This window comes from Zhongshania guokunii (assembly GCF_040892635.1).
Classification (GTDB): Bacteria; Pseudomonadota; Gammaproteobacteria; order Pseudomonadales; family Spongiibacteraceae; genus Spongiibacter; species Spongiibacter guokunii.
Genome location: NZ_JBFRYA010000008.1, coordinates 82,865 through 94,858 on the forward strand (window position 1 = coordinate 82,865; position 11,994 = coordinate 94,858).

General features: G+C 50.1%; 12 protein-coding genes. 7 read left to right on the plus strand and 5 right to left on the minus strand.

Annotated features, from left to right (window positions below; genetic code table 11):
• Positions 1-52 precede the first annotated feature (52 nt).
• Both AB4876_RS10635 and gloB read right to left on the minus strand, forming a co-directional pair.
• On the minus strand, positions 53-1,798 hold the full coding sequence (locus AB4876_RS10635) for a lytic transglycosylase (protein ID WP_368381637.1): 1,746 nt from the start codon (positions 1,796-1,798) through the stop codon (positions 53-55).
• Between the two features lie 27 nt (positions 1,799-1,825).
• Positions 1,826-2,605 (minus strand): hydroxyacylglutathione hydrolase, encoded by a 780-nt coding sequence (gloB, locus tag AB4876_RS10640; RefSeq protein ID WP_368381638.1) that lies wholly within the window; start codon positions 2,603-2,605, stop codon positions 1,826-1,828.
• Positions 2,606-2,687: 82 nt separating this feature from the next.
• Here gloB and AB4876_RS10645 point away from each other — a divergent pair, with 82 nt between their 5' ends.
• The 7 genes from AB4876_RS10645 (at position 2,688) to gspG (ending at position 8,773) form a co-directional block, all read left to right on the plus strand.
• Positions 2,688-3,467 (plus strand): class I SAM-dependent methyltransferase, encoded by a 780-nt coding sequence (locus tag AB4876_RS10645; protein ID WP_368381639.1) that lies wholly within the window; start codon positions 2,688-2,690, stop codon positions 3,465-3,467.
• Positions 3,460-3,912: a ribonuclease HI gene (rnhA, locus tag AB4876_RS10650; protein ID WP_368381640.1), complete on the plus strand. Its 453-nt coding sequence runs from the start codon at positions 3,460-3,462 to the stop codon at positions 3,910-3,912. Before AB4876_RS10645 ends, rnhA begins: the two co-directional genes overlap by 8 nt.
• A gap of 1 nt (position 3,913) precedes the next feature.
• Positions 3,914-4,645, plus strand: a complete 732-nt coding sequence (dnaQ, locus tag AB4876_RS10655; RefSeq protein WP_368381641.1) for a DNA polymerase III subunit epsilon — start codon at positions 3,914-3,916, stop codon at positions 4,643-4,645.
• Positions 4,646-4,794: 149 nt separating this feature from the next.
• On the plus strand, positions 4,795-6,498 hold the full coding sequence (locus AB4876_RS10660) for a FimL-related protein (RefSeq protein ID WP_368381642.1): 1,704 nt from the start codon (positions 4,795-4,797) through the stop codon (positions 6,496-6,498).
• A 25-nt stretch (positions 6,499-6,523) separates the two neighbouring features.
• Positions 6,524-7,171 (plus strand): cation/multidrug efflux pump, encoded by a 648-nt coding sequence (locus AB4876_RS10665; RefSeq protein WP_368381643.1) that lies wholly within the window; start codon positions 6,524-6,526, stop codon positions 7,169-7,171.
• A gap of 60 nt (positions 7,172-7,231) precedes the next feature.
• Positions 7,232-8,260: a protease SohB gene (sohB, locus tag AB4876_RS10670; RefSeq protein ID WP_368381644.1), complete on the plus strand. Its 1,029-nt coding sequence runs from the start codon at positions 7,232-7,234 to the stop codon at positions 8,258-8,260.
• Positions 8,261-8,269: 9 nt separating this feature from the next.
• A complete protein-coding gene (gene gspG, locus AB4876_RS10675) occupies positions 8,270-8,773 on the plus strand; it encodes a type II secretion system major pseudopilin GspG (protein WP_368381645.1) in 504 nt (167 codons plus the stop codon).
• A gap of 96 nt (positions 8,774-8,869) precedes the next feature.
• Here gspG and AB4876_RS10680 read toward each other — a convergent pair whose 3' ends face one another.
• The 3 genes from AB4876_RS10680 to ppsR all read right to left on the minus strand — a co-directional run bounded on the left by AB4876_RS10680 (position 8,870) and on the right by ppsR (position 11,873).
• On the minus strand, positions 8,870-9,355 hold the full coding sequence (locus AB4876_RS10680; RefSeq protein ID WP_368381646.1) for an AP2/ERF family transcription factor: 486 nt from the start codon (positions 9,353-9,355) through the stop codon (positions 8,870-8,872).
• Between the two features lie 488 nt (positions 9,356-9,843).
• Positions 9,844-11,055: a patatin-like phospholipase family protein gene (locus AB4876_RS10685; protein ID WP_368381647.1), complete on the minus strand. Its 1,212-nt coding sequence runs from the start codon at positions 11,053-11,055 to the stop codon at positions 9,844-9,846.
• On the minus strand, positions 11,055-11,873 hold the full coding sequence (gene ppsR / locus AB4876_RS10690) for a posphoenolpyruvate synthetase regulatory kinase/phosphorylase PpsR (RefSeq protein ID WP_368381648.1): 819 nt from the start codon (positions 11,871-11,873) through the stop codon (positions 11,055-11,057). Before ppsR ends, AB4876_RS10685 begins: the two co-directional genes overlap by 1 nt.
• Between the last annotated feature and the right edge of the window lie 121 nt (positions 11,874-11,994).

Below are 11,994 nucleotides of genomic sequence, written 5' to 3' on the forward strand. Positions count from 1 at the left end.
AATGCAGCAAAAACCTGAGTCGGGCAACGGGGCCTATACTATATCAAACCCATCAAAGGTCTGCGTGGGTAATGTCTACATACAAGGTAAGGGATTGGCCGGGACGTAAATACTGGCTAGTTTTAATGGAGTTCCACTCGGCAATATCGCGGATCCGTAAATTAAAACGGCTGGCAATCAACGATAGCGAGTCACCGTTGCGTACTTTATAGCCCACTTTGCGAATAATGCCTTGGCTGCTGGTGTTGCTCGCCTTACCCCAAATAATTAGCTTTTGGCCGGGACGAATCGTGGCATTACTTGCCAGCTTATTCCAGGTGTTGACCTGAGCAGTTTTAACGCCGTATTTATCGGCGATGCCACTGATCGTGTCGCCACTAGTAACCGTGTGCTGAAGGCGGCTTGCCTCGCTGCTAGCTTGGCCGCGATTCAGGCTTTTTAACGGCGACAGACCATTACCCGCGTCAGGTATAAGGAGTACTTGGCCGACTTGCAAAATGTCCTTATCAAGCTGGTTGCTCGCCCGCAAAGTTGCCACGTCGACGTGGTGCTCGCGTGATATGCCAATGAGGTTATCGCCGCGCTGAACCTTATAACGCTGCCAGCGCACCCGGTCGCGTGCCGACACTTTGGCTAAACGCTCGCGGAAAGCCTTGGATTTTTTAGTCGGAATTAATAGGCGGTGCGGACCGTCTGGGGCGGTTACCCAACGGTTAAAACCAGGGTTGAGGCGGTATAGCTCATCAACGCTGACTTCAGCCAGCTTAGCCGCTTGAGCGAGGTCTATTTGGCTGCCGGTGTCTATCGCAACAAAATGCTCACTATTGGCAAGGCTTGGCAGGGTTAGGTTGTAACTGGCTGGATTTTGGAAAATTTTAACTAGGGCCAGCATTTTAGGCACATAGTTTTCGGTTTCCTTAGGCAGGTTTAGTGACCAGAAATCGGTTGGCAAGCCTTTCTTTTTGTTTTTGTTAATTGCTTTGTTCACTGTGCCGGCGCCGGCATTGTAGGCCGCCAGTGTTAGCAGCCAATCGCCATCAAAGCGTCGGTTTAAGTCACTAAGGTAATCGAGGGCTGCGTCGGTGGCGGTAATGACATCACGGCGGCCGTCGTACCACCAATTTTGCTCAATACCTAAATGTTTAGCGGTATTGGGAATGAACTGCCATAGCCCAGACGCGCGGCCGTGGGAGTATGCGAAAGGGTCGTAGGCGCTTTCTACAAAGGGTAGCAGTGCCAAATCTGCCGGCATATCCCGCGCTTCAAGGTTTTCAAGGATGTAGTAAATATAGCGGGATGCGCGTTTACTGACATTGGCGAGGTAGTAGGCGTGCTCGGCATACCATTCTTCGCGCTCTTCGACCGATTCGTGTGCGGTTAAGTCGTTAAAACTTAGCTGGCGAGCGAGTCGCGTCCACAGTTCTTCGGTCTTTTTGGGGGCTAGCCGTTTTGGTGGACTTTTAACTGCTGCGGCCGCTACTGCATCAGATTGCGGCTTGTTTTTTGTTTCAGGCGTTTTAGCCCGCGCGGGGGCTTTGCTGTTGCTGTTGGTGTTGCTGTAATATTTGGGTAGACCTTGAAGCGTGTAGTTGGCTGGATCGCCGGTTTTCTTTCGGCGCTCAACATCTCGCTGGTACTTACACATATTGGCCGTTCGGTGCTCGGGCTTTTCACAGTAGCGGATGTCGGCGGCTGTGCGTGCGAGGCTGCGGCGTTGGGGTGTCTGGGCGCAAGCTGTCACTAGTGACAGCAAAATTGCACCAAGTACGAGCTTGCCTGTGTAAGTTGTTATTGTCATATTGGTGCAATTATTCAGTAGTAGTATTCAAAAGTCATCCTTCCATTTTCGTAGACTTGCAAAAATATCCTTTTCTTTCCAATGCTTAAGCCCAGTTTGGGCTGCAACGCTAGCCTGCAAAGTGCTTTTTCCTGTCCTCAGGAATGGATTGGTCAGCAACTCTAGTGCCAATTGGGATGGTACTGTTGGTAATCCCTCAGCACGGCGTTGTTTTGCCTGCTGAACTCGTTGCTGTAGTGCCTCGTTTTTGGGCTCCACAGCTTGCGCAAATTTTAAATTACTTAAAGTGTATTCATGGGCACAATACACCGCAGTATTCGCCGGTAGGGCGGAGATTAGTCTTAGCGATGCCAGCATTTGTTCCGCAGTACCCTCGAATAGCCGACCACAACCACCTGCAAATAAGGTGTCGCCGCAGAATAACAGGGGATTTGGGCTGTTGTCTGAGATGTAGTAAGCAATGTGATCTAAGGTGTGGCCGGGCACGGCGATAATTTCAACGCTGTGATCAAATAAACTGATTGTCTGGCCGTGTTCTAGGCGTTGGCTGATGCTGCCAACTTGATTGTGCGGCCCATACACTGAAGCTTGGGGGTAGTGTTCGCGCAGTAGTTCAATACCGTTAACATGATCATAATGATGATGGGTGACGAGAATTGCGCTAAGCTTTAACTGATGCTGTTCTAGGTATTTTAATACCGGCGCAGCATCGCCTGGATCGACAATTATTGCCTCTCCGTCGCGGGCGACACACCATATATAGTTGTCGCTAAAAGCAGGTATGGGGGATATTGATAGCATAATCATTATTGTATGACTGACAGTGCAGCTTAAACATTCTGATCACTGCCTGCAAGCTAAGCTTGCGGATGTTTACAGGGGGAATAGCATGGCCAAATGGCGGACGCAGCACTCTCCGGAGGTATTATTGCCGGCACTTAGGCGCTGGTTTCAAACTGAGGTTGGGCGCACAGTGCTGGCTGAAGAGCGGGGGTTAATAGCTGGGGCGATTACCGATACGAGCACCGCCAAGTACAATTTGCTCAATCTAAGCGTAATCCCTGAGCGCTGCCCACTCGATGCCAAGGTTTACCAGCGGCAGTTTTGCCTAGGTGGCATAGGTCACTACGGCCTAAGTCAAGTGCTTGATGTAGTTTGTGATTTTGAAGAGTTGCCGGTGGCCAACGAGTCGCAAGACGTGGTCTTACTGCATCATTTATTGGAGTTCGTCGGCGATCCGCATCGTGTGTTGCGCGAAGTAGAGCGGGTGATTGTTCCCCATGGCAAAGTGGTTATTTGCGGTATCAATCCCTATTCGGCGCTCGCTCTGCGTGGTTATCTCGGCCGTTTTAAGCACAGTGCCATGTGGCAAAATCATAGCTTGAGCTTGCACCGTATTAGCGATTGGTTATCGCTGCTGGGCTTTGACGTGAATTTGGTCGAATACGCCTTCCACCGGCTGCCATTAAACAGCCCAAGCTTTTTCTTGTCGCATAAACCTGCACCAAAAAGCCTGCCAATGGGTGGTGTTTTTGTGCTGAGCGCGACAAAATACCGCGCGCCCATGACTCCGACCTTAGAAAAACCGGCGAGTCGCGCCAAAATTCTCCGCCATCCTGCGATGGTTGGAGCAACTCGAAACATAAAAGCACGAGCAGATTATGAGTGAAGCCCCAGAACACGTTGAAATTTTTACCGATGGCGCCTGTCGCGGCAATCCCGGCCCAGGCGGCTGGGGCGCACTGTTGCGCTACCAAGGTAAAGAACACAACCTTTTTGGCGGCGAGGCGCAAACCACAAATAATCGCATGGAGTTAATGGCGGCAATCGAGGCCTTGCGGGCCTTAAAGCGTCCTTGTGACGTGGTATTAACCACCGATTCCCAGTATGTGCGCCAGGGAATCACCGAGTGGATGGTGAATTGGAAGAAGCGCGGTTGGAAAACCGCTGCCAAGCAACCGGTTAAAAATGCTGATTTGTGGCAGCAGCTCGATGCTGCGGCCCAAGTACACAAAGTCGATTGGCGCTGGGTTAAAGGTCATAGCGGTCATCGTGAAAATGATCTTGCCGACGCCCTAGCCAATCGCGGTATTGATGAATTGAAGGGCTCTTAAAATGCGTCAAATTGTTTTAGATACTGAAACAACCGGTCTGGATCCTAATCAAGGCCACCGTATTATTGAAATTGGCTGCGTCGAACTGGTCGACCGTAAACTCACCGGCCGCCATTACCATCAATACATTAATCCCGATCGCGAAGTGGAAGCGGGCGCTATAGAAGTTCACGGCATTACTAATGACATGCTCAAGGACAAGCCGCTTTTTGCCCAAATAGCCGATGACTTCTTGGATTTTATTCGCGGGGCTGAGCTGGTCATTCACAACGCGCCCTTTGACGTTGGCTTCCTCGACGCCGAGTTTAAATTTTTGGCGCGCAATGATCCCAAAATAAGTGAGATTTGCGGAGTAGTTGACACGCTGGTCATGGCGCGGCAAAAGCATCCAGGTCAGCGCAACAGCCTAGATGCGCTCTGTACTCGCTACTACGTTGATAACTCCCAGCGTGATTTACACGGCGCATTGCTTGACGCAGAAATCTTAGCAGACGTCTATCTCTTGATGACAGGCGGCCAAACTGCGCTATCGTTGGCTAGTGATGACGGCTCTCAGCAGGGCGAAGGCGGGACGAGCGGTGAGCACCGTCGTCTAGTTAATGCCCAACGTCGTTTGCGGGTGATTGTTGCCAATAGCGATGAGCTTAGCTTGCATCAAAAGCAACTAGCTGAAATTGATAAGAGCAGCGGCGGCAATTGTGTTTGGCAGCGGCCACTAAGTACCGAAAACTGACATTTTTGGCTTGCGCGGCCGAGTAAATTTCCTTAATAGTGCTGTGCTTCTCAGTCGTTTAGTGCTAAATAGTCTATAAATAACCGCTAGTTAAACGACTAAGTCAAAGCAGAACTTGATGACAGCCCTGCGGGCTATAAGGACATTTAGTGGCACTTAAAGTGGAAATCAACACCAGCTCGTATGCAGTTGTGGCCGATGAACTCGGTAAAACGCTGCAGCAGGCCACTAATGTTTTTGAAACATTTTTGTCCGAGCGTCATAATTTAAGTCTGTTAGAGCAGTGCGAAGTGGATTTGCGTCAAATTGGCGGCACTTTGCGGCTACTGCAAATCCCTGGTGCGGCACTGATTGCTGACGAAATGCGCTCCTTGTGCTCCGCTATATTGAACATGACAACCGCGGTACCCGAGGGTCAGCTGAATGCCCTTAGCACTGCATTCTTTGTGCTGCCGCGCTATTTAGAATTTGTTCAGTCGCGACAGTCCGATATCCCGCTAATGGCCTTATCTCACGCCAATGAATTGCGCGCCGCTCATGGCCAGCTATTGTTGCCAGACAGTTATTTTGAAACATCGGAACCCACTTTATTTAGCCGTGATTCCAATATCCGTCTGCGGAGTACACCGCTCGCAGGCGCCGAACTCGAGAGTGCATTAAAGCGGATTCGCCACTTGTATCAAACTGGGCTGCTGGGCTTGCTTCGCGACGCCCAAGTGCCTCTGCAACTGACCGTGATGTCGCGAGCAGTGCGCAGACTCTGCAATAGTATTGAACCAGGCCCCCAACAGCGCTTTTGGCTGATTGCTGACGCGGTGCTCGAAGCGTTTGTTAATAATGGTTTAGAGCTCAATGCCCATCGTAAAAAAGCGCTTGCAGGCCTTGAAGGACAAATGCGAGGCCGAATTAAAAATCGGGTCAGCCTCAATGAAATACTCGAGGCCGAGCTTACTTATTTGCTCACTTTAAGCTCCTATCGCGCCGGTATGACGGGCAAAATCATGAAAGTAGCGAAGATTGTTCCTGCTGAGATTGGTGATGAACAAGTCTGTGCGCTGCGCAAGCTCATGTTAGGTTTGAGCTACGACACAGTATCGTCGGTAATTAATGAGCTGCGCGGCGAATTGCGGCACGCCAAAGATGTGCTGGAGCTGCTTGCTCAGCACCAGCGCAGTGACGAGGAAGAGGTTAGACCGCTAATTGCTGTTTTAAAGCAAAGCGCCGATATACTTTTGGTTCTAAACTTAGCGGCCTTTGCCGGCAGTCTTAACGAGCACTGTGAGGTGCTTAATAATCTTATAGGTCGCGACCTAGGCCAGGAGCGCTTGCAATTAGAGGATCTCGCTGAAACGCTGTTGTTCATCGACGGTAGCCTTGCTCAAATTGACCGCAGAAAGCTTAATTATGAAGATCTTGGTGATCTGACCATCGAGCGCCGTGACGCCATAAGCGCCGATAATCAGCTTAGCGAGGCGCGCAGTATTGTTATTGATGAATCCAAGGCCGCTATTAGTATGGTTAAGCGCGCTATTTCAGCCTATATCGAGTCAGATTTCGATAGCACCCATATTTCAAATTTACCACAATTACTGAATTCGGTACGCGGCGCGTTTTATATGATTGGCGTACCGAAGCTGCCTGAGGTTACTGGTGGCGCGACTGAGTTTATAAAGGGTTTTGTTGAGCGCACCCAAATTAATCCCGCTAGCGATGTGCAATCTTTAGAGACGCTCGCCGACGCCATGATTAGCATTGAGTATTTTCTCAATGAACTAGGCCAGCGTCACACCGCCGATGCGCGTATATTACAGGTGGCTGAAGACAGCGTTGCCCTGCTGCGCGCGGCAAACTGATAACCACCTTAATGAAGTGTGCTGTATGAGCCTCGATTACCTGTTTTTACTGATTTCTGCGGCGGGCCTGTTGCTCTGTCTATTGGCCGTATTGCGCTTGCGCAAACATCTGCTTAGTGGCTCTGTGGCGGTAGTTTTGGCCTTTGGTTTCACCACTGGCGCGATTGTGGTCAGTAAAGATGTATTGAGCTATCGGCATCTTGCCGATGAACAGATGGTGGCGCGGGTTTTTGTGGGAGCCAGCAAAGAGGCGCAAGAGTATTTGGTCAGCGTTGACACCCTTAATGGCGAGGCACTGCAATCATTTTTACTAATGGGTGATCAATGGCAAATCGACAGTCGTATTATTCGTTGGCAGTTACCCGTCGCGCGCTTGGGCTTTGATAATCTCTACCGCTTAGAGCGCTTGCTCGGTCGTTATGCCGACATTGAAAACGAGCGCAATGCCCCGCGTACCGTGTATCTCATCAGTCTTTCTGAGCCGCTTGATGTATGGAGCTGGTTGCGAAGTAATGATCTGATGCAAAAGTGGGTTGAGGCTAATTATGGCAACTCGGTCTTTGCTCCAATGGTAGATGGCGCCCAGTTTGGGGTGTATCTGGGGCGCAGTGGGCTCTTTATCCGCGCTGAAAATCCAATAGCTGTCAAAGCCTTACGCAACTGGCCTGCTTGACTTAGACTGCCGTGCCGTATGAATATGTGGCACTTTTTGAACCTCTCTGGGAGTACTTTTTTGGAATTTCTATTGGAATACGGTCTGTTTTTGGCCAAATCCATCACTGTGGTTGCTGCTTTTGTGGTGATTGTCAGCGCTATTGCGGTCGCTAGTCAGCGTACCAAAAAAGAAGGCAGCGAAGGTCATATCGAAGTAGAGACCCTGAATCATCGCTATGAAGACTGGGAAGACCTTTTAAAATTTGAAATTCTCGACGAAGATAGTTTTAAGAAAGAGCGCAAGCTCAAGAAGAAACAAATTAAGGCCGAATCCAAGAAAAATGCCGACCAACATCGTAAGCGCATCTACGTGTTGGATTTTGATGGCGATGTTAGCGCCTCAGAGGTTGAGTTTCTGCGCCATGAAATCTCAGCGATTCTCACGGTAGCCAGACCAGAAGACGAAATTTTACTGCGCCTAGAAAGCCCCGGCGGCATGGTGCACAGCTACGGTTTGGCGTCGTCGCAATTACAGCGTATTCGCGCTCACGGTATTCCTTTAACTATCGCCATTGATCGCGTCGCTGCGAGCGGCGGTTACATGATGGCCTGTATTGGCAATCGGATTATGGCGGCACCGTTCGCCGTTATTGGCTCAATTGGGGTAGTGGCGCAATTACCTAACTTTAATCGCCTGCTTAAAAAGCACGATGTCGACATTGAGTTGCACACCGCAGGAGCGCACAAACGCACCTTGACTATGGTGGGCGAGAACACTGAGGAAGGGCGCAAGAAGTTTATTGAAGAACTGGAAGACACGCATATTTTGTTCAAAGAGTTTGTGAGCGAAAACCGTCCCCAGTTAGATATCGACAGTATAGCCACCGGTGAAGTTTGGTACGGCTCGCGGGCGATGGATGTGAAACTAGTCGATGAGATTCGCACCAGTGACGATTACTTACTGAGCCAGCGCGCTGACTGCGATCTGTTTTCGGTTAGCTATCGTCAGAAGCGCAGTCTGCCCGAAAGGCTTGGTTTTGCCGCCGAAAGTGCGATCAATCGTACTTTGACAGGTTTACTGGCAAAACTAAGCCAGAATCGGTTTTAAGGACGTAGTTTGAGCTTAAATTTAACAATGGCCCAGCGCTTCTCTCCGCGAGGTCGAGGCTGCGGCGAGCTGTCATTAAAGCGGCAGCTCGGGATCAAACTCTGGGAAATTGCAATGGTGATCGCCATTGCTAGTATCATCGCTATTATTGTTAGTGTGATCGTAACAAAGCGGATTGATACAGCACTAAAAGACCAGGTTGATAGCGATTTTCGTCGAATATCTATGGCTTTACACCAGTACAAACTCGACAATAAACGCTACCCCAGTACTGAGCAAGGCTTGATGGCGCTGTATACCGTGCCCGAAATTGAGCCCTTGGCAGCAAAATGGGACGGGCCGTATATTAATCGCGAAACCTTGATTCACGACCCTTGGAATAATCCCTATTTGTATTCTAGCTCCGCTGCACCGCCGGGCTTTGCGGTTTCCAGTCTTGGTGCTGATTCTAAAGAGGGTGGCAAAGGCTTAAATGCCGATATGTCTATTCAGTATCAAAGTGATGAGCATTGATACTGAATAGACAAGTAGCGTTTATACGGAGCTTGCGAAAAAGGGTTTCGCTAGTAGAGGTATAAGGAAGGCTTATACCTCGTTTGTATCGCTTTGTTACGACACTACGCCGCGCTCAGAAGCCCAGAAAACGCCTTCTAACTTACTCACTCCCGCTTCGCGCGTTGCGATCGCCATGCGCTTGGCTTTGCGCTCGCCGTAAACCGCCACTGAAAAAGTCGCTTTTTCGCTGCTATTGGTGCCCACTGGCCAGTGGGCTTCCCAGTACCAAATTTCTTTTATACAGCCATTCTTTAATTTATAGCGTTTCGCGTAGCGATAAACCCCCGGAATACCCGAATTATTGTGCCGACGCAGGGTGGAGCAAAACTGTTTGCGAGTCGTTGGTGGGTGCTCGGCCACTATTTTGTCGCGATGGAGTTTGGCTTCAGCCAGCGCCTTGCGCTTGCCGCCATAGGTTTTGTCAGGAAAATTCTTAACTAAGAGTTTGCCTTGTCTGCGAATACTGACTCGCCAAGCGTGAGTTCGGTGTATGTCATCGTCAATTCGCGAGATTCCATACATTGTTTTACTTTTGGGCATACTGCTACTCGTGAAATCCTACTACAGGCCTGTTTAATTTTCGAAAGATGGAAAACGTGCCTAATTAATATATCTGTGCCATAAGCGTAAGTTAAAACTGTGAGTAAACAAGTTTATTCGCCTGCAATTTGTAAGCATCGCAACGATACGGCATAGCAAACCGGCAATGATACACTCGAAGTGCAGGTAATCACAAAACAGGGGACGCATTAATATTGATATTCAGCATAATAAAGGTGTTTTTCTTCGTAAATCAATTGCGGGTGAGCTAATAGGAGCTTACATGATCAATTGCTGTCCAGCTTGGCGGAGGTCAAGGGCCTTAGCCTGTAGCCCGCAACTAAACAGTATAAGCAATTTTTCTGCCAATATTCAGGTTTAAAATAGCGGGGTGAGTTTGTCTGGAGTGTGGTGCGCTGTGTTTTGGGGGAATGCACGGCTGTTGCGTTCACACTGGGAGCGCAATACAGCCGTGCTAGATTTAGACTTTAGCTCGCTTCCGGTTGATTCGCTTGAGGTCGATAGAGAAATTCTACCAGCTCGTCTTTTTGCGCCATGCCATCGCGGTAACCTAGGTCGATCAGTTTGCCGCAGTATTCTGGGGTAAACAGCAAGTAACTCGAGATGCTGACGCCACCACCGCCATTGCTACCCGAGCCACGTAAGAACATCCGCAGGCTGCGAGGTAGTTCATTAACATGTTCATCGGCAATACGGTCGATATCTTCGCTAGGGCTAATAACGAGACAGTCAATTGGCAGCAGCTCTTTGCCCATCATCGATAGATTGTCTTCTGGTATTAAGCGAATTAACTCGTTGATCCGCTCTAGGCGTTCAATATCGGTTTCAATACTGTCGATAAATGCACTATTCAGTAAGTGGCCAATTATCTGGCCAAAGCCGGGCGACTGAACTTGCTTGGGTAATTTGGGGTATTGGCGTTTGTGGCCGTTAGCGGGAATAACCAAAACGCGGTTGGCGCCTAGGTGAATTACCGGGCTTATAGGTGTTAATTGCCGTAGGGCGCCGTCGCCATAATAGTAGCGACCGACCTTGGCAGGCGGAAAGATTGTGGGTATCGCGGTCGACGCCATCAGGTGTTGGAGCTGAATAGGAGTGGCTACCCCTTGGCGTCGCCAGCGCTGCCAACCAGCATATTGCGGGCCGCCCTGGAAAAAAGTTTCAGAAACTCCCTCGGTGTAATTCATTGCGGTAAGGCAAAATGCCTCTAAATCGCGATTGAGAATATTGCGGCTGATGTTCTCGAATTTAACGTACTCACCGAGCAATTTGCGCAGGGGACTATTGTCGAGCAGGGCCACTGGCTTGCTGCCAATACCTCCCCCAGAATTAAATAGCGAGTAGGCTAGGCGTATAGCGTTGCGCAGCACACCCAGAAAGTCAGCGCGGTAAATTTTATCAGTAGACAGCTCCCGCCACAGTAATTCGAGCTGCTTGATAGTGCCGGTAAAGTGATGGGCACCAGCCGCGAGTGAGGCGGCATTAATGCCGCCTGCAGAGGTGCCAGCAAGAATAGGAAAGGGGTTGCCGGGGCGCTTGCCATGAATCTCGGCTAAGGCCTTTAATACCCCAACTTGGTAGGCTGCCCGCGCGCCGCCACCCGGTAAAACCAGTGCGGTATTAGCTCGGTAAGAGGTTTCTTGTGCGTCGCTTAATTGCTCGTTGGTGATGGTAGCCACTAGCGTTTGTGCCCCCGTAAGCCGGTATCAAGCAACACTCGGGTGGCAATTTCTTCCACTGAAGCGTGGGTAATATTTAAATAGGGAATGCCGAAGCGTTTAAACATGGCCTCGGCTTGGCGCAGCTCATCCTCACACTGGCGCAGAGATGCGTAGCGGCTATTGGGTCGGCGCTCGCTGCGAATTGCCGAGAGGCGCTCTGCTTCAATAGTTAGGCCAAAGAGCCGACTGCGGTGTTCAAGGAGTGGCTTGGGGAGGCGGTCGCCTTCCATGTCTTCTTCGGTGATTGGGTAGTTGGCCACGAATACCCCTGATTGCATTGCCAAATACAAGCAGGTTGGGGTTTTGCCGCTACGCGACACGCCAATGAGAATTACTTCGGCTTGGTCGTAGCGGTTTAGGCGGGCGCCGTCGTCGTTGTCGAGGGCGTAGTTCACTGCGTCAATTCTCAATTTGTACTCAGCGTCGCGGTCGGCACTTTGTGCGCGACCCACGGTGCGCGAGGGCTTTTCGCCTAGCGCGATCTCCAGCTGGTTAACGAAGGTGCCCAGTACGTCAATAATAAAACCCTGGCTGGTCGCAATAACCGCACGGATCTGCTCGTCGACGAGGGTGTCAATCACAATCGGCTGGTTGCCTGTTTCCGCCGCAGCGCGGTTAATTTTCTCTACCGCAGAGCGCGCTTTCTCAATGGTATCCACATAGGGAATCACGATGTGATTGAACTTTTGGTTTTCAAATTGGGACAGAATACTGCTGCCCAGGGTCTCGGCTGTAATGCCGGTGCTGTCTGATATAAAAATGGCCGCACGAATCATGTAGTTTTTTTACCTAAGGCTCGGTGTTTTTCGACGGGAATTTCCAAGTTACATCACTTAGTATAGCCCCAGCTTGGTTTATGTACTTATTATCCGCTTAGCGGTTGTATTAAAAACGGGA